Genomic DNA, 18,098 nt, shown 5'->3' with positions numbered 1-18,098 from the left:
TCTGCGGCCACTGGGAGAAACGGATCGGGCCCCCGTCGGGCGCCCGCCACTTTACCGGAACGCAGCTGCCTCAGGCAGTCTCGACCGGCGGGAAACTCTTGACCAGGTCGTCCAGCGCCTTGAGCTGGGCGAGGAACGGCTCCAGCTTGTCCAGGCGCAGGGCGCAGGGACCGTCGCACTTGGCGTTGTCCGGATCCGGATGGGCCTCGAGGAACAGCCCGGCCAGTCCCTGGCTCATGCCGGCCTTGGCCAGGTCGGTGACCTGCGCGCGGCGGCCGCCGGCGGAGTCGGCGCGACCGCCCGGCATCTGCAGGGCGTGGGTCACGTCGAAGAACACCGGGTACTCGAACGACTTCATGATGCCGAAGCCGAGCATGTCCACCACCAGGTTGTTGTACCCGAAGGAGGAACCACGCTCGCAGAGGATCAGCTGGTCGTTGCCCGCCTCTTCGCACTTGCGCAGGATGTGTTTCATCTCCTGCGGGGCGAGGAACTGGGCCTTCTTGATGTTGATCACCGCGCCGGTCTTGGCCATGGCCACCACCAGATCGGTCTGCCGCGAGAGGAAGGCCGGCAACTGGATGATGTCGCAGACTTCCGCCACCGGCGCCGCCTGGTAGGGCTCGTGCACGTCGGTGATGACCGGCACGCCGAAGGTCTTCTTCACTTCCTCGAAGATGCGCATGCCCTCTTCCAGGCCGGGACCACGGTAGGAGGTGATCGAGGAGCGGTTGGCCTTGTCGAAACTGGCCTTGAACACGTAGGGGATGCCGAGCTTGTCGGTGACCCGCACGTACTCCTCACACACCTTCAGCGCCAGGTCGCGCGACTCCAGCACGTTCATGCCGCCGAACAGCACGAACGGCAGCTCGTTGCCGATCTGGATGTTGCCTACTTGGATGATCTTCTGCGCCATGATCAGGCCTTCTTCGCTGCATGCTGCTTGAGAGCAGCATTGACGAAGCCGCTGAACAGCGGATGACCGTCGCGCGGGGTGGAAGTGAATTCCGGGTGGAACTGGCAGGCGACGAACCACGGATGGTTCGGCGCTTCGACCACTTCCACCAGCGCGCCGTCGCCGGAGCGACCGCTGATGCGCAGGCCGGCTTCCTGCAGTTGCGGCAGCAGGTTGTTGTTGACCTCGTAGCGATGACGATGGCGCTCGACGATCACGTCCTGGCCGTAGCAGGCGTGCACGGTGGAGTCACGCTCGAGCTGGCACTCCTGGGCGCCGAGGCGCATGGTGCCGCCCAGGTCGGAGCCTTCGCTGCGCTGCTCGACGGCGCCGGTGGCGTCCTGCCACTCGGTGATCAGGCCAACCACCGGATGGGTGCTGGTGTGGTCGAATTCGGTGGAGTTGGCATCCGTCCAGCCCAGCACGTTGCGCGCGAACTCGATCACCGCCACCTGCATGCCGAGGCAGATGCCGAGGTAGGGGATCTTGTTCTCGCGGGCGTACTGCACGGCGGTGATCTTGCCTTCCACGCCGCGCAGACCGAAGCCGCCCGGCACCAGGATGGCGTCGACGCCTTCGAGCAGGCCGGTGCCCTGGTTCTCGATGTCTTCCGAGTCGATGTAGCGCAGGTTGACCTTGGTGCGGCTCTGGATGCCGGCATGGCTCATCGCTTCGATCAGCGACTTGTAGGCATCCAGCAGCTCCATGTACTTGCCGACCATGGCGATGGTGACTTCGTGCTCGGGGTTGAGCTTGGCATCGACCACGCGGTCCCACTCGGACAGGTCAGCCTGCTCGCACTCCAGGCCGAAGCGCTCGACGACGATGTCGTCGAGGCCCTGGGCATGCAGGATGCCCGGAATCTTGTAGATGGTGTCGGCGTCCGGCAGGCTGATCACCGCACGCTCTTCGACGTTGGTGAACAGGGCGATCTTGCGGCGCGAGGACACGTCGATGGCCACTTCCGAACGGCATACCAGCACGTCCGGCTGCAGGCCGATGGAGCGCAGTTCCTTGACCGAGTGCTGGGTCGGCTTGGTCTTGGTCTCGCCGGCGGTGGCGATGTAGGGCACCAGGGTCAGGTGCATCAGCATGGCGCGCTTGGCGCCGATTTCCACGCGCAGCTGGCGGATCGCCTCGAGGAACGGCTGCGATTCGATGTCGCCGACGGTCCCGCCAACTTCCACCAGGGCGACGTCGGCATTGCCGGCGCCCTTGATGATGCGGCGCTTGATCTCGTCGGTGATGTGCGGGATGACCTGCACGGTGGCGCCCAGGTAGTCGCCGCGGCGCTCCTTGCGCAGCACGTTCTCGTAGACGCGACCGGTGGTGAAGTTGTTGTCCTGGGTCATGCGCGTGCGGATGAAGCGCTCGTAGTGGCCCAGGTCGAGGTCGGTTTCCGCGCCGTCATGGGTGACGAATACTTCACCATGCTGGAAGGGACTCATGGTCCCCGGATCGACGTTGATGTAGGGGTCGAGTTTCAGCATGGTGACCTTCAGGCCCCGCGCCTCCAGGATGGCCGCCAAGGATGCCGAGGCGATGCCTTTCCCCAAAGAAGAAACAACACCACCCGTGACGAAGATGTAGCGCGTCATGAAAAACCCTAGAAGTCTGCGTTTAGGCGGTTAGCCGCCGGGGGAATGCGAAGGGAGGCCGAAAGCCTCTTGAAGACGGGAGGATAGTTTACGCGAAAGGCCTTTTCAGCTCAAACCCGGACCGCCGGTCGGTGGCTGCCAGTGCAGCTGCAACCCGGCACGCGCCGCCAGCTTCAGCTGTGGCAGATTGGCCAGGGCTATCAATTGGCTGCCCGCGTACAGCAGCGGCAAGCGCCCGCGCACGAAGGGCGGCAGGCCGCTTTCCTGCAGCAGCCGCTTGAGGTCGCGGTGACCGCGCCCGAGCAGCTCGAGCATTTCGCCGCCCTGGCGATAGCGGACCTGCAGCGGCATGGCCGGCGGCTGCCCGTCCAGCCAGACCCGGCCATTCCCCGGCAGTTCGAGCGGCTGCGCCGGATCGAGCCAGTCGATAGCGCGCCCTTCAGGCGCATGCAGCCAGTCGCCGCTCAACCACCACAGCCGCCCGCCATGCCGCTGCAGCTCGCCGCCCGCCAGACGCCAGCGCGGCGTTGCCGCAGCGCCGGCATCACGCAGATCGACCCAGCCGGCCCAGTGCTCGCGTTCGGGCAGCAAGGTCAGAGGCCGCAGCCAGTGCCGCAGGGCATTGCGCTGACGCGCCGCGGACAGCACCTGTAGCGATGCCAGCTCCAGGGACGGCAAGCCCAGCCAGTCCGGTTGCGCCGGCGTGTCGGCCGCCTGCAGGTCCAGCGCAGCCAGCTCGCCGAGCAGCCCGTCCGCCTCGGCCAGCTGCTCGGCATCGCGAGCCAGCACCGCGCTCGCCGCCGGCCAGTGGTTGCTCAACCGCGGCAGGATTTCCCGACGCAGGAAGTTGCGCGCCAGGGTGATGTCCGTATTGCTCGGATCCTCGACCCACTGCAGCTGCTGCGCATGCGCCCAGGCTTCCAGCTCGGCACGGCTGATCCCCAGCAAAGGACGCAGCAGAACGCCAGCCGCCAGCGGTCGACTGGTCGGCATCGCGGCCAACCCGCGCACCCCGGCACCGCGCAGCAGGCGCAGCAGCAGGGTTTCCGCCTGATCGTCGCGATGCTGGGCCAGCAGCAGCAGCTCGCCTTCCCCCAGCAACTCGGCAAACACGGCATAGCGCGCCTCACGCGCCGCGCGCTCGACGCTGGCCCCGCCGGCCACCCGGACATGCCGTACCTCCAGCGGGATGCCCAGTGCCGCACACTGGGCGCGGCAATGCGTCACCCAGGCATCGGCGACAGCCTGCAGGCCGTGATGGACATGGATGGCGGAAATCGGCGGCAAGGCCTGCCGTTCGCGCAGGCGCGCGAGCAGGTGCAGGAGGACGGTGGAATCCACCCCGCCGGAGAAGGCAATTCGCCATGCCGGGGCGTTGAGCCAGGGTTCGAGGAGGTGCAGCAGGCGCGATTCGAGGGACATGGAGGCGAAGCTCCAACAAAAGCGGGCGTGGGTGGCAAGCGGCGCCGGCCTTCGCCACCTATCGAGCGGGCCTGGCAGTGGCAAGTCGCTACGCGAGCTTGCCACCGCCGCAGGCTGCCGAGGCTCCACGCCGCAGCGCGGAAACCTCGGCTGCGGCCAATCAGGCCGCGCCGTAGCTCATCAGGCGGTTGTAGCGACGAGCCAGCAATTCCTTGGTGTCGTACTTGCCGAGCACTTCCAGCTGCTGGTTCAGCGACTGGCGCAGGGTCGCGGCCATGGCAGCCGGATCGCTGTGGGCGCCACCCAGCGGCTCGGCGATGATCTGGTCGACGATACCCAGGTTCTTCAGGCGCTCGGCAGTGACGCCCATGGCCTCGGCCGCTTCCGGAGCCTTGTCGGCGGTGCGCCAGAGAATCGAGGCGCAGCCTTCCGGCGAGATCACCGCGTAGGTGGAGTACTGCAGCATGTTCAGCTGGTCGCACACGCCGATGGCCAGCGCGCCGCCGGAGCCGCCCTCACCGATCACGGTGGCGATGATCGGCGTCTTCAGGCGCGCCATCACGCGCAGGTTCCAGGCGATGGCCTCGCTCTGGCCACGCTCTTCGGCGTCGATGCCCGGGTAGGCGCCGGGGGTGTCGATGAAGGTCAGGATCGGCAGCTTGAAGCGCTCGGCCATTTCCATCAGGCGGCAGGCCTTGCGGTAGCCTTCCGGACGCGGCATGCCGAAGTTGCGGCGCACCTTCTCGCGCACCTCGCGGCCCTTCTGGTGACCGATGATCATCACCGGCTTGCCGTCCAGACGCGCGACGCCACCGACGATGGCGGCATCGTCGGCAAAGTGGCGGTCGCCGTGCAGTTCGTCGAACTCGTCGAAGATGTGCTCGATGTAGTCGAGGGTGTAGGGACGACGCGGATGACGGGCCAGGCGCGCGATCTGCCAGCTGGTCAGATTGCTGAAAATGCTCTGGGTCAGCGACTGCGTCTTGTCCTGCAGGCGGGCAATCTCCTCGCTGATGTTCAACGAGTTGTCGTTACCCACCATGCGCAGGCCTTCGATCTTGGCTTGCAGGTCGGCGATCGGCTGTTCGAAATCCAGATAATTCGGGTTCATGCAGGCATCCGTGGAGAGCTGGTTGCGGGTCGGCTCGGAAAGCAAACACGCGACTTTACGGGATCGGGCGTCGCGGGTCGAGCCAGGCGGGTTGCGAGACCCGCCCTTAACGGTATTGCAGGAAGACGTTGTCGCGCCCGAACTGGTCACGCAAAGTCTGAATCAGGCTGTCGTTCGGGTCGATTCGCCATTGGTCGCCGAACTGCAGCAGGGCGCGCGCCTGGCTGCCGCTGTAGTCGAGGGTGATCGGGCAGGCGCCGCGGTGCTGGCCGCACAACTCGGCCAGCCAGCGCAGGCGCTCGCCCTTGAGCTGCTCGCCGTCGACCTTCATGCGCAGGCTCTCGGCCAAGCCGGTGCGCGCCTCTTCCAGGCTCATCACCCGCTTGGCGCGCAGGCGCAGGCCACCGGAGAAGTCGTCCATGCTCACTTCGCCCTCCACCACCACCAGCGCGTCGGTCTGCAGCAGCGCCTGGGCGGCGGCGAAGGCCTCAGCGAACAGCGAGGCCTCGATGCGTCCGGAGCGGTCGTCGAGGGTGACGAAGCCCATCTTGTCGCCGCGCTTGTTCTTCATCACCCGCAGATTGACGATCAGGCCGGCCACCGTCTGGGTCTCGCGCGCCGGACGCAGGTCGATGATGCGCTGGCGGGCAAAGCGGCGCACCTCGCCCTCGTACTCGTCGATGGGATGGCCGGTGAGGTATAGACCGAGGGTTTCCTTCTCGCCGCGCAGGCGCTCCTTGAGGGTCAGCTCGCGGACCTTGAGGTAGTTGGCGTAGACGTCCGCCTCGGCCTCGGCGAACACGCCGCCGAACAGGTCCATGTGCCCGCTGTCGGCACTGCGCACCGCCTGCTCCGCCGCCCGCACCGCCTCCTCCATCGCCGCCATCAGCACGGCGCGATTGAGGTCCAGGGTGGCCTGGTAGGCCTTGGGCTCATCGTGGTAGTACGGACCGAGGCGATCCAGCGCGCCGCAGCGGATCAGCGCCTCCAGGGTGCGCTTGTTGATGCGTTTGAGGTCGACGCGCGCGCAGAAGTCGAACAGGTCCTTGAACGGTCCTGCGGCGCGCGCCTCGACGATGGCCTCCACCGGCCCCTCGCCGACGCCCTTGACCGCGCCCAGGCCATAGACGATGCGCCCGTCGTCGTTGACGGTGAACTTGAACTCGGAGGTGTTGACGTCGGGGGCGTCGATGCGCAGCTTCATGCTGCGGCACTCCTCGATGAGGATCACCACCTTGTCGGTGTTGTGCATGTCCGCCGACAGCACCGCGGCCATGAACGGCGACGGATAGTGGGCCTTCAGCCAGGCGGTCTGGTAGGAAACCAGGCCGTAGGCGGCCGAGTGCGACTTGTTGAAGCCGTAGCCGGCGAACTTCTCCACCAGGTCGAAGATGTTGCCCGCCAGATCGCCATCGATGCCGTTGCTGGCACAGCCCTCGATGAAGCCGCCGCGCTGCTTGGCCATTTCCTCGGGCTTCTTCTTGCCCATGGCCCGGCGCAGCATGTCGGCGCCGCCGAGGGTGTAGCCAGCCATCACCTGGGCGATCTGCATCACCTGTTCCTGGTACAGGATGATGCCGTAGGTCGGCGCCAGTACCGGCTTGAGGCCCTCGTACTGGTAGTCGGAGTGCGGATAGGAAATCTCCGCACGGCCGTGCTTGCGGTTGATGAAGTCGTCGACCATGCCCGACTGCAGCGGGCCGGGACGGAACAGCGCCACCAGGGCGATGAGGTCTTCCAGGCAGTCCGGCTTGAGCTTCTTGATCAGCTCCTTCATGCCGCGCGATTCGAGCTGGAAAACCGCGGTGGTCTCGGCCTTCTGCAGCAGCTGGTAGGTCGGCTTGTCGTCCAGCGGGATGAAGTCGATGTTCAGCGGCTCCAGGCCTTTCTTGGCCTGTTCGCGGTTGATCGTCTCCAGCGCCCACTTGATGATGGTCAGGGTACGCAGGCCGAGGAAGTCGAACTTGACCAGGCCGGCCGCCTCGACGTCGTCCTTGTCGAACTGGGTCACCAGGCCGCCACCCTCGTCGTCGCAGGCGATCGGCGCAAAGTCGGTGAGCTTGGTCGGCGCGATGACCACCCCGCCGGCGTGCTTGCCGGTGCCGCGGGTGATGCCCTCGAGCTTGAGGGCCATGTCCCAGATTTCCCTGGCATCCTCGTCGACGGCCAGGAAGTCGCGCAGCGGCTCCTCCATCTCGTAGGCTTTTTCCAGGGTCATGCCGACTTCGAAGGGGATCATCTTCGACAGGCGGTCGGCCAGACCGTAGGACTTGCCCTGCACCCGCGCCACGTCGCGCACCACCGCCTTGGCCGCCATGGTGCCAAAGGTGATGATCTGGCTGACCGCATTGCGCCCATAGGCCTCGGCCACGTAGTCGATCACCCGGTCGCGACCGTCCATGCAGAAGTCGACGTCGAAGTCGGGCATGGACACCCGTTCGGGGTTGAGGAAGCGCTCGAACAGCAGGTCGTAGGCCAGCGGGTCGAGGTCGGTGATCTTCAGCACGTAGGCCACCAGCGAGCCGGCACCCGAGCCCCGGCCGGGACCGACCGGCACGCCGTTGTTCTTCGCCCATTTGATGAAGTCCATCACGATCAGGAAGTAGCCGGGGAAGCCCATCTGGATGATGGTGCCCAGCTCGAACTCGAGACGGTCGATGTAGACCTGCTTCTTCGCCGCGTAGTCCGGGGTGTCCTTGGGCAGCAGGACTTCCAGGCGCTCCTCGAGGCCCTCGAACGACACCTGGCGCAGGTAGTCGTCGATGGTCATGCCCTCGGGCACCGGGAAGTTGGGCAAGAAGTGGGTGCCCAGGCGCACCTCAATGTTGCAGCGCCGGGCGATCTCGACGCTGTTTGCCAGCGCCTCGGGCAGGTCGCTGAACAGCTCGGCCATCTCGGCCGGGGTCTTCAGGTACTGCTGGTCCGAGTAGGTGCGCGGCCGGCGCGGATCGTCGAGGGTGCGCCCCTCGCCGATGCACACGCGGGTCTCGTGGGCCTCGAAATCGTCCTGCTTGAGGAAGCGCACGTCATTGGTCGCCACCAGCGGTGCGGCACAGCGCGTGGCCAGCTCGACGGCCGCGTGCAGGTACTCCTCGTCGCCGGCGCGGCTGGTGCGCTGCACCTCGAGGTAGAAGCGCTCGGGAAACACCGCCGACCACTCGCCGAGCAATGCCTCGGCCTCCTCGGGATGGCCGTTGAGCAGGGCCAGACCGATCTCGCCCTCGCGGGCGCCCGACAGGGCGATCAAGCCCTCGGCCGCTTCCTTGACCCAGTCGCGCTGGATGATCACCAGGTCGTTGTGCTGGCCTTCGGTCCAGCCACGCGAGATCAGCTCGGTGAGGTTGCGATAGCCCTTGCCGTCCATCGCCAACAGAGTCAGGCGACTGAGCGGACCATCCTCCTCGCGGCTGGCCAGCCAGATGTCCGCGCCGCAGATCGGCTTGATCCCGCCGCCCATGGCCGCCTTGTAGAACTTGACCAGCGAGCACATGTTGCTCATGTCGGTGACCGCCACCGCCGGCATGCCCGCCGCCGCGGCCGCCTTGACCAGCGGTTTGACCCGCACCAGGCCATCGACCAGGGAATATTCGGTGTGCACGCGCAGATGGACGAAGGAGGCAGTCATGGCAATCCGTGAGGCAGAAACGACAAGGCCCGGAATTGTACCGGGCCTTGTCGCGGGCTGCATTGCCGATCAGCTCAAGCGGGCGGAGCGGACTTGACCTCGAGCATCGCCAGGATGCGCAACGCCGCCCGGGCAAACCCCTCAAAATCCTCAAGATGGCGGCTGGCGATGGCATGCACGATATCCCAGTCGATCGCATCGTAGTTGTGTACGGCCAGGTTACGGAAGCCAACCGCCTTCTTGAGGCGCACGGCCAAGGCGGACTCCAGACAGCCCGAATCGGCCAGGAGCTGAAAAGCCTGCCCCATGGTGTCCGGCGGCGGCTGATTCAAATCGCTGAGCAGGTGTGCAGCCACATCCACACAAACCTGCACCGCACGGCTGAGGTTGAGCACCAGCACATCCTGCAGATCCAGATCGGCCTCAAGACTCGCCACATCCGCCGGGCACTTGCTGCGAACCCGAGCCAGACAACGCTGCAGGGAGTCGAGCTTACGCTCGACGATCAACCGATCCATTTCTTCCTCCGCTCCGCGAGCATCCTCGCCACATAGGGCATGAAGTCCTCGCTGGAGAATATATGGCGACTGATCAGCTCAGCATGCGCACTGTCTTCACCGACCACACGCACCCCATACTTGAGGATCTGTCCGAGCAATGGCTCACCAACCGCGTAGAGATCGATGAGATCGACAGGACGTCCCGTGCTCTCCGCAAGCTCTTCGATCAACTGCATCTTCAGCTCAGCATCGAGGCGGGAAGCGGCCTTGACGGCCACATCCACGTCACTGTCAGGACGAGCTTTCCCCGTCGCAACGGAGCCGAATACATAGGCCAGGCGAATCTCCGGATGCAACGCCAGAACAGTCTTGACCTGCTCGATAGACATACCCGCCCCCATTTTATTGGGCCAGCATACAGCGATTTGTAGCGACCATCTCCGACTCTGGCAAGCTCAGTTCGCTACTCAAGCAGTTGGCTACCGCACGCTCAGCCGTCTTCCAGCAAAGCTCGCACCGGGGCGAAGGAGCGTCGATGAATGGGGGTCGGCCCCAGGCGGCGCAGGGCCTCGAGGTGCACTGCGGTGGGATAGCCCTTGTGCCCGGCCATGCGGTAGCCGGGATAGATCAGGTCCAGTTCGGCCATCTCGCGGTCGCGGCTGACCTTGGCGAGGATCGAGGCGGCGGCGATCGCCGGCACCTTGCCGTCGCCCTGGATCACCGGCGCGCAGGGCACCGCCAGCTTCGGGCAGCGATTGCCGTCGATCAGCGCCAGGCGCGGCTGGATGTGCAGTCCTTCGACGGCGCGCTGCATGGCCAGAAAGGTCGCCTGGAGGATATTGAGGCGATCGATCTCCTCGACCTCGGCACGGCCGATGCACCAGGCCAGCGCCTTTTCGCGGATTTCATCGAACAACTTCTCGCGGCGCGCCTCGCTGAGCTTCTTCGAATCGTTGAGGCCGAGGATCGGCCGCAACGGGTCGAGAATCACCGCTGCGGTCACCACCGGCCCGCACAGCGGACCGCGACCGACTTCGTCGACGCCGGCGACCAGCTCTTCGACCAGGGCAAAATCCAGACCGAGCTGCATCAGACGCGCTCCACCAGCTGCAGCACGGCCTCGGCGGCACGCTCGGAGGCACCACGCCGCAGGGCGCGATGGATGGCATCGAAGCCTGCGGTCTGCACCAGACCGTCGTCCAGCAGCGGCAACAGCGTGGCGGCCAAGGCCTCAGGGGTCGCCGCATCCTGGATCAATTCGGGCACCAGCAGACGCCCGGCCAGCAGGTTGGGCAGCGAGATGTAGGGGCTCTTCACCAGGCGCTTGAGGATGCGGTAGGTCAGCGGCGCCACGCGATAGGCAACCACCATCGGCCGCTTGAACAGCAGCGCCTCGAGGGTCGCCGTGCCGGAGGCGATCAGTACCGCATCGCAGGCCGCCAGCGCCTCGTGGGAGCGGCCATCGAGCAGCATCACAGGCAGCTCGCGGCCGGCCAGCATGGCCTCGACCTGGGCACGCCGCTCGGCATTGGCGCAGGGCAGGACGAAACGCAGACCGGGGCGCAACGCACACAGTCGTGCCGCCGTGTCGAGGAACAGGCTGCCCAGGCGCTCGACCTCGCCACCGCGACTGCCGGGCAGCAGCGCCACCACGCCGCCCTGCTCCGGCAGGCCGAGCGAGCTGCGCGCGGCGACGCGATCAGCAGCGAGGGCGATGGTATCGGCCAGCGGATGGCCGACGAAGCACACCGGTACCTGCTGCGCCTCGTAGAACTGCGCCTCGAAGGGGAACAGGGTCAGCATCAGGTCGCAGGCCTGGCGAATCTTCAGCACGCGCTTCTGCCGCCAGGCCCAGACCGAGGGACTGACGTAGTGCACGGTGCGGATGCCGGCCTGGCGCAGCTTGAGTTCGACGCCGAGGGTGAAGTCGGGGGCGTCGATGCCGATGAACACGTCCGGGCGTTCGTCGATCAGGGTACGGATCAGGCGACGGCGGCGCTTGAGCAGCTCGGGCAGGCGGCCGAGCACCTCGACCAGCCCCATGACCGCCAGGCGCTCCATGGGAAAATACGAGGCCAGCCCCTCGGCCTGCATGCGCGGCCCTCCGACGCCGATGAACTGCACCTCGGGATGGCGAGCCTTGATGGCCCGCATCAGACCAGAGCCGAGGATGTCGCCGGACGCCTCGCCAGCGACCAGGGCGATCTTCAATGGCCGCGTCATCGGATCAGCGGGTGATGCCGCGAGTCGAGCTGCGCACCGAGTCGCAGAACAGCGCGACTTCCGGGTACTGCGCGACATCGGCGGCCAGCTCGGCCAGCGCTTCCTCCACGGTCATGCCCTTGCGGTACACGACCTTGTAGGCGCGACGCAGAGCGTGCATGACCTCGTCGCTGAAGCCGCGCCGACGCATGCCCTCGAAGTTCATGCTGCGCGCCTCGGCCGGGCTGCCGAACACGGTGACGAAGGCCGGCACATCCTTGCCGATCGCCGTGCCCATGCCGGAGAAGCTGTGCGCGCCGATATGGCAGAACTGGTGGACCAGGGTGAAACCGGAGAGGATCGCCCAGTCGCCAACGTGCACATGCCCGGCCAGCGCGGTGTTGTTGACCAGGATGCAGTGGTCGCCAATCACGCTGTCATGGCCGATGTGCACATAGGCCATCAGCAGGTTGTGGTTGCCGATGGTGGTCTCGTAGCGATCCTGCACGGTACCGCGATGGATGGTGACGCCCTCGCGGATCACATTGTGATCGCCAATCACCAGCCGGGTCGGCTCGCCCTTGTACTTCAGATCGGGGGTGTCCTCGCCTACCGAGGAAAACTGGTAGATGCGGTTGTGCCGGCCGATCACCGTGGGGCCCTTCACGATCACGTGCGGGCCGATCACGGTACCCTCGCCAATTTCCACGTTCGGCCCGATGATCGACCAGGGGCCGACTTCGACAGTGTCGGCCAGCTTGGCACTCGGATCGATGATGGCGCGAGGGTCGATCAAACTCATTTTTTCTGTTCCGCGCAGATGATTTCACCCGAGCAGACTGCCTTGCCGTCGATGCTGGCCTGGCACTCGAACTTCCACAGGCCGCGCTTGGCGCTGAGGACGCGGGCCTCGAGGGTCAGTTGGTCACCCGGGGTCACCGGCGAGCGGAAGCGCAGGTTGTCCGAACCGACGAACAGGTACAGGGTATCGGCGGCCGCCTTGGCCCCCATCATGCTGAACCCGAGAATGCCTGCCGCCTGGGCCATGGCCTCGATGATCAGCACGCCCGGCATGATCGGGTGGCCAGGAAAGTGGCCGTTGAAGAACGGTTCGTTGATGGTCACGTTCTTGTAGGCGCGGATGCGCTTTTCCTCGAGATTCATCTCCACCACCCGATCCACCAGCAGGAACGGGTAGCGGTGCGGCAGGAGTTCGCGAATCTCGTTGATATCCATCATGTCGTGGGGGCCTTGATCAAAATAGGGAACGCGGGGGAAGCACGCATCAGTCATCTGATGCCGCATCACCGCTGGAGGTCACCGCAGCCAGACGTTTTTCCAGCTGCTGCAGGCGCTTGGCCATGTCGTCCAGATGACGAAGGCGCGCTGCGCTCTTCTTCCACTCACCGGCCGGCTGCATGGCTGTGCCCGAGGAATAGGCGCCCGGCTCGGTGATCGAGCGGGTGACCATGGTCATGCCGGTGACGAATACGTTGTCGCACACTTCGATATGGCCAACCATGCCGACACCGCCGGCGATCATGCAGTGACTGCCGATCTTGGTGCTGCCGGAAATGCCGCAGCAGCCGGCCATGGCGGTGTGGTCGCCGATCTGCACGTTGTGCGCGATCATGATCTGGTTATCCAGCTTGACGCCGTTGCCGATCAGCGTATCGGCGAGTGCGCCGCGGTCGATGGTGGTATTCGCGCCGATCTCGACATCGTCGCCGATGGTCACGCCGCCGATCTGGGCAATCTTGATCCACACGCCCTTGTCGTTGGCAAAACCGAAACCTTCGCCACCCAGCACGGCCCCGGACTGGATGACCACGCGCTGGCCAATGCGTACGTCGTGATAGAGGGTCACGCGCGGCGCCAGCCAGCCGTCGTCACCGATCACGCTGCGCGCGCCGACCACGCAGTAGGCACCGAGACTCACCCGCGCTCCGATGCGCGCGCCAGACTCGACCACCACACCGGGACCGATCGAAGCGCTCGGATCGATGCAGGCATCCTCGGCGACTACGGCACTCGGGTGAATGCCCGGCGCGGCAACCGGTTTGCGGTCGAACAGATGCGACAACTGGGCAAAGGCCAGATAGGGGTTGGCCAAAACCAGCGCAGCACCGGCATAACCTTCGGCATCGGCCGCGTTCAGTAGCACCGCCCCGGCCTGGCAGTTGGCCAGGTGCTTGCGGTACTGCGCGTTAGCGAGAAAGGTCAGCTGCTGCGGACCGGCATCCTGCAGAGCGGCCAGGCCACGGATGGCCAGGTCCGCCGGACCCCGCAGTTCAGCACCGACACGCTGAGCCAGCTCGCCCAGAGTGAAAACGGGAGCAGTCATGATCAGCGCTGCTGGTTCATGCGCTCGATCACCTTCTTGGTGATGTCGTACTGCGGCTTGACGTCGACCACAGCCCCGCGCTCCAGCACCAGGTCATAACCGCCGCCCTTGAGCACTTCCTCGACTGCCTTGTCCAGCTTCGGCTTGAGTTGCTTGAGCATGTCGCGATCGGCAACGGCCTTGGATTCGTTCAGCTCCTTGGACTGGAACTGGAAGTCACGGGCCTTCTGCTTGAATTCCAGCTCCAGGCGCTCGCGCTCGCTCTGCGGCAGCTTGTCACCTTCCTTCATCAGACGGTCCTGAATGCGCTTGGCATCGCTTTCCAGGGTCTTCAGGCGGGTGAGCTGCGGGCCAAACTTCTTCTCGGCATCCACTGCGTACTTCTTGGCGGCATCGGATTCGAGCAGGGCCATCTGGTAATTGAGAACCGCGATATTCATTTCAGCAAAGGCCGGCATGCTCACCAGAGCAGCGGCGAACAGGACAGCTTGGGTCAACTTGCGCACGATGAACTCCTGCTAGAAATCGGTTGGTTAGTGCCCCGAGGGGCTTAGAAAGTCTGTCCCAAGGAGAACTGGAACACCTGGGTATCGGCTTCGTCGGGCTTCTTGACCGGCATGCCGAGGCTAAAACTCAACGGGCCCATGGCAGTCAGCCAGGTCAGGCCGACACCCACCGAGCTGGCCATGTCACTCAGGCTCAGGTCGCACCCGGACTCGCCGCGCGCCTCCTGGGCACTGCTGCAATTGGTGTCGAACACGTTACCCACGTCCCAGAACAGCACCGTGCGCAGCGAGCGCTGATCCTTGACGAACGGCATGGGGAACAGCAGCTCCGCGCCGCCCTGCACCAACACGTTACCACCGAAGGCGTCGTTCTGCGGATCCGGGTCCGCCGCTGCCGGTGTGCTGCGCGGGCCGAGGCTGTTGTCCTCGAAGCCGCGTACCGAGCCGAAGCCACCAGCGTAGTAGTGCTCGTAGAACGGTAGCTCGCTGGTGGAGCCGTAGCTGTCGGCATAGCCGAGGCGAGTGTGGAAGCGCATGGCGTAGTCCTTGCTCCACAACGGCGTGAACACCTGGCCGTTGTATTCCATGCGGTAGAAGGACAGGTCGCTGCCCGGCAGGGTGATCTCGCCGCTCAGGCTCTGCGAATGACCGCGGGTAGCGAACATGCCGCGGTTGAGGGTCGACTCCGACCAGCCGACCGAGCCCTTGAAGTTGGTGTAGCTGTCGCCTTCCTGGTCGACGAAGTCACGGATCTCGTCGACCGCGTAGGTACCTGGACTGATGTCGTCCTGCTGCACCGACAGGCCATAGTTCAGGCGCGAGGTTTCACTGACCGGGTAGCCGAGGTTGATCCCCGCGCCCAGACTGTCCACCGAATAGCTGGTGAAGTCGACGTCGTATTCGTCGTAGTCGGTGGTGCGGTAGAACATGTTGTAGCCGAGGCTGACGCCGTCTTCGGTCCAGTAGGGATCGGTGAAGGCGAAGTTGTAGCGGGTCTGGTACTCGCTGCGGGTCAGGCCAAGGTTGACCTTGTTGCCGGTGCCGAGGAAGTTGCTCTGGCTGATCGAGCCGCCGAGGATCAGGCCGGCGCTCTGCGCGAAGCCGACGCTGGCGGTGACGGAGCCAGACGGCTGCTCCTCGACGCTGTAGTTGACGTCGACCTGGTCGTCGGTGCCGGGCACCTGCGGGGTTTCGACGTTGACTTCCTTGAAGTAGCCGAGGCGTTCGAGTCGGGTCTTGGACTGGTCGATCAGGTAGGTCGAGGCCCAGCCGCCCTCCATCTGGCGCATCTCGCGACGCAGCACCTCGTCCTCGGTCTTGGTGTTGCCGCGGAAGTTGATGCGGTTGACGTAGGCGCGCTTGCCCGGATCGACGGCGAAGGTCAGGCTGACGGTATGGTCCTCATCATGCGCCTGGGGAATACCGTTGACGTTGGCAAAGGTGTAGCCCTCGTTGCCCAGGCGCCGGGTGATCAGCTCGGAAGTGCTGGTCATCACCTTGCGCGAGAAGATCTGCCCTTCCTTGACCAGCAGCAGCTGGCGCACCTCTTCCTCGGGCACGCGCAGGTCACCGGCCAGCTTCACCTCGCGGATGCGGTACTTCTCGCCCTCGTTGATGTTGACGGTGACGTAGACGTGCTTCTTGTCCGGCGTGATGGACACCTGGGTCGAGGAGATGTCCATATTGATGTAGCCGCGATCGAGGTAATACGAACGCAGGCGCTCGAGGTCGCCGGACAGTTTCTCGCGGGAATACTTGTCATCGCTGCGGATGAACGACAGCCAGTTGGTGGTGCGCAGCTCGAACAGACCGGCGAGCTCTTCGCTGGAAAACACCTTGTTGCCGACGATGTTGATGTGCTGGATCGCCGCGACCGAGCCTTCGTTGATTTCGATCTTCAGCGCCACGCGGTTGCGCGGCTGGCTGACCATCTTGGTCTCGATGCTGGCCGAATAGCGGCCCTGGGCCACGTACTGGCGTTGCAGCTCGTTGCGCACGCCTTCGAGGGTGGCCTGCTGGAAGATCTCGCCCTCGGCCAGGCCGGACTGCTTCAGGCCCTTGAGCAGATCGTCGGTGGCGATGGCCTTGTTGCCCTCGATCTCGATGGTGGAGATCGACGGACGCTCGACCAGATCGACCACCAGCACGTTGCCGTCGCGGCCGAGGCGAATATCCTGGAAGAAACCGGTCTTGAACAGGGAGCGGGTCGCATCCACCAGACGGCGGTCGTCGACCGCGTCACCCACATTGAGCGGCAAGGCACCGAACACGCTGCCGGCAGACACACGCTGCAGGCCGTTGACGCGAATATCGGTGATGGTAAAGGACTCGGCGTGAACCTCGGCGGTCATCAGCGCGGCAATTACCGCCGGTAGCAGCAAGCGTTTCATGAAGTCCTTTCTATACTTTTCAGACTGACTAAAAAGGAACTGCCGCAACAGGCGGCAGCTCCGCAATGCATGGCAGGTTACAGTCGGCTGATGTCATTAAACAGCGCGAGGAGCATCAGACCGACTACCAGACTGACGCCTATCTGCATGCCAATCGCCTGTACCCGCTCGGAGAGTGGCCGGCCACGGGCCCACTCGACCAGATAGAACAGCAGATGCCCGCCATCGAGGACCGGGATCGGCAACAGGTTGAGCACTCCCAGGCTAATGCTCAGGTAGGCAAGGAAATTCAGGAAATCCCCTACCCCAGACTGGGCCGAAGCGCCGGCCACTTTAGCAATCGTTATCGGGCCGCTCAAGTTTTTTACCGAGAGCTCGCCGAACAGCATCTTGCCGATCGAGTCGAGGGTCATCCGGCTCATCGTCCAGGTACGCTTGATGCTTTCCCCCACGGCCTCCAGCGGACCGTAACTGACCTCGCGCAGCATGTCCGCCGGCCATTCGCCGCCCTCGACCCCGGCACCAAGATAGCCGCTGCGCTGCTTGCCTTCGCCACGCGCAGCCAGGGTGAGGCTCACCTCGAAACGGCGGCCGTCACGCTCGACCATGAACTCGACGCGCTGGCCAGGCTGCTCGCGCACGGCGTCGACCACTTGCTGCCACTCGTCCAGCAGGCGCCCTTCCACACTCAGCAGTCGATCACCCACCTGCAAGCCAGCCGCCTTCGCCGGCCCCTCGGGATCGAGCTGAGCCAGCACCGGCGCAATCTGCGGCCGCCACGGACGGATCCCCAGCGAGGCCAGCGGATCGGGATCCTCGACATTCTTCAGCCAGCCGGCGAGCACCAGGCTGCGCTCGCTTTCCACCGTCGAACCCGGCTCCTGCAGGCGCAGGCGCAGGGTACCGGTTTCGCCGAGCCGTCGAATCAGCTGCAGATTGACCTCGCTCCAGCCGCGCGTCGGCTCGCCGTCCACCGCCAGCACCTCCGCACCGGCCACCACGCCAGCCTGCCCGGCCACACTGTCAGGCTCGATGCTGCCGATCACCGGGCGCACCTGCTGACTGCCGAGCATGGCCAGAATCCAGAAGAACAGCAGGGCCAGGAGGAAGTTGGCCACCGGACCGGCAGCCACGATGGCGAAGCGCTGCTGCACGCTCTTGCGGTTGAACGCCTGCTCGAGCAAGGCCGGCGGTACATCGCCCTCGCGCTCGTCGAGCATCTTCACGTAGCCGCCCAGCGGCACCGCCGCGATGACGTATTCGGTGCCCTGGCGGTCGTGCCAGCGCAGCAGTGGCGTGCCGAACCCCACGGAGAAGCGCAGGACCTTGACGCCGCAGCGCCGCGCTACCCAGAAGTGGCCGAATTCGTGGATGGTGACCAACACGCCCAATGCAACCAGGGTGCCCACAATCATGTACAGCGCACTCATCGGAACACCTCCGGA

Annotated in this window: 15 protein-coding genes; all 15 read right to left on the bottom strand. The window is 65.1% G+C overall.

Features of this window, described 5'->3' with window-relative positions; all coding sequences use genetic code 11:
* Positions 1 to 70: 70 nt before the first annotated feature.
* Complete coding sequence (kdsA, locus tag KRX52_RS08975; protein ID WP_217681395.1) at positions 71 to 916, bottom strand: 3-deoxy-8-phosphooctulonate synthase; 846 nt, start codon at positions 914 to 916, stop codon at positions 71 to 73.
* Between the two features lie 2 nt (positions 917 to 918).
* Positions 919 to 2,553, bottom strand: a complete 1,635-nt coding sequence (gene pyrG, locus KRX52_RS08970; RefSeq protein WP_217681394.1) for a CTP synthase — start codon at positions 2,551 to 2,553, stop codon at positions 919 to 921.
* A 105-nt stretch (positions 2,554 to 2,658) separates the two neighbouring features.
* Positions 2,659 to 3,975 carry a tRNA lysidine(34) synthetase TilS gene (gene tilS, locus KRX52_RS08965; RefSeq protein WP_217681393.1) on the bottom strand — a complete coding sequence of 439 codons (1,317 nt, stop codon included), beginning with the start codon at positions 3,973 to 3,975 and terminating at the stop codon, positions 2,659 to 2,661.
* 160 nt (positions 3,976 to 4,135) lie between these two features.
* On the bottom strand, positions 4,136 to 5,086 hold the full coding sequence (gene accA, locus KRX52_RS08960) for an acetyl-CoA carboxylase carboxyl transferase subunit alpha (RefSeq protein WP_217681392.1): 951 nt from the start codon (positions 5,084 to 5,086) through the stop codon (positions 4,136 to 4,138).
* A 106-nt stretch (positions 5,087 to 5,192) separates the two neighbouring features.
* The gene (gene dnaE, locus KRX52_RS08955) at positions 5,193 to 8,711 is read right to left on the bottom strand and encodes a DNA polymerase III subunit alpha (RefSeq protein ID WP_217681391.1); all 3,519 of its coding nucleotides are present in this window, start codon (positions 8,709 to 8,711) and stop codon (positions 5,193 to 5,195) included.
* 74 nt (positions 8,712 to 8,785) lie between these two features.
* Entirely contained in the window at positions 8,786 to 9,229 is a 444-nt protein-coding gene (gene hepT, locus KRX52_RS08950; protein ID WP_217681390.1) for a type VII toxin-antitoxin system HepT family RNase toxin, read from the bottom strand.
* Positions 9,217 to 9,600: a type VII toxin-antitoxin system MntA family adenylyltransferase antitoxin gene (gene mntA / locus KRX52_RS08945; RefSeq protein ID WP_217681389.1), complete on the bottom strand. Its 384-nt coding sequence runs from the start codon at positions 9,598 to 9,600 to the stop codon at positions 9,217 to 9,219. The genes hepT and mntA overlap by 13 nt, the downstream gene beginning before the upstream one ends.
* Positions 9,601 to 9,701: 101 nt before the next feature.
* Positions 9,702 to 10,301 carry a ribonuclease HII gene (gene rnhB, locus KRX52_RS08940; RefSeq protein WP_217681388.1) on the bottom strand — a complete coding sequence of 200 codons (600 nt, stop codon included), beginning with the start codon at positions 10,299 to 10,301 and terminating at the stop codon, positions 9,702 to 9,704.
* Positions 10,301 to 11,434 (bottom strand): lipid-A-disaccharide synthase, encoded by a 1,134-nt coding sequence (lpxB, locus tag KRX52_RS08935; protein WP_217681387.1) that lies wholly within the window; start codon positions 11,432 to 11,434, stop codon positions 10,301 to 10,303. The genes rnhB and lpxB overlap by 1 nt, the downstream gene beginning before the upstream one ends.
* 4 nt (positions 11,435 to 11,438) lie before the next feature.
* Positions 11,439 to 12,215 (bottom strand): acyl-ACP--UDP-N-acetylglucosamine O-acyltransferase, encoded by a 777-nt coding sequence (gene lpxA, locus KRX52_RS08930; RefSeq protein WP_217681386.1) that lies wholly within the window; start codon positions 12,213 to 12,215, stop codon positions 11,439 to 11,441.
* The gene (gene fabZ / locus KRX52_RS08925; protein WP_217681385.1) at positions 12,212 to 12,652 is read right to left on the bottom strand and encodes a 3-hydroxyacyl-ACP dehydratase FabZ; all 441 of its coding nucleotides are present in this window, start codon (positions 12,650 to 12,652) and stop codon (positions 12,212 to 12,214) included. Before fabZ ends, lpxA begins: the two co-directional genes overlap by 4 nt.
* Before the next feature lie 46 nt (positions 12,653 to 12,698).
* Positions 12,699 to 13,757: a UDP-3-O-(3-hydroxymyristoyl)glucosamine N-acyltransferase gene (gene lpxD / locus KRX52_RS08920; RefSeq protein ID WP_254797469.1), complete on the bottom strand. Its 1,059-nt coding sequence runs from the start codon at positions 13,755 to 13,757 to the stop codon at positions 12,699 to 12,701.
* Between the two features lie 2 nt (positions 13,758 to 13,759).
* A complete protein-coding gene (locus KRX52_RS08915; protein ID WP_217681384.1) occupies positions 13,760 to 14,263 on the bottom strand; it encodes an OmpH/Skp family outer membrane protein in 504 nt (167 codons plus the stop codon).
* 44 nt (positions 14,264 to 14,307) lie between these two features.
* Positions 14,308 to 16,653, bottom strand: coding sequence for an outer membrane protein assembly factor BamA (gene bamA, locus KRX52_RS08910; RefSeq protein ID WP_217681383.1), 2,346 nt, complete (start codon positions 16,651 to 16,653; stop codon positions 14,308 to 14,310).
* A 77-nt stretch (positions 16,654 to 16,730) separates the two neighbouring features.
* Positions 16,731 to 18,083, bottom strand: coding sequence for a sigma E protease regulator RseP (gene rseP, locus KRX52_RS08905; RefSeq protein WP_217681382.1), 1,353 nt, complete (start codon positions 18,081 to 18,083; stop codon positions 16,731 to 16,733).
* Positions 18,084 to 18,098 lie beyond the last annotated feature (15 nt).

The sequence above is a fragment of the Geopseudomonas aromaticivorans genome, from assembly GCF_019097855.1.
Classification (GTDB): Bacteria; Pseudomonadota; Gammaproteobacteria; order Pseudomonadales; family Pseudomonadaceae; genus Geopseudomonas; species Geopseudomonas aromaticivorans.
The sequence above is the reverse complement of the archived record's forward strand: the minus strand, read 5'-3'. Positions and strand labels throughout refer to the sequence as shown.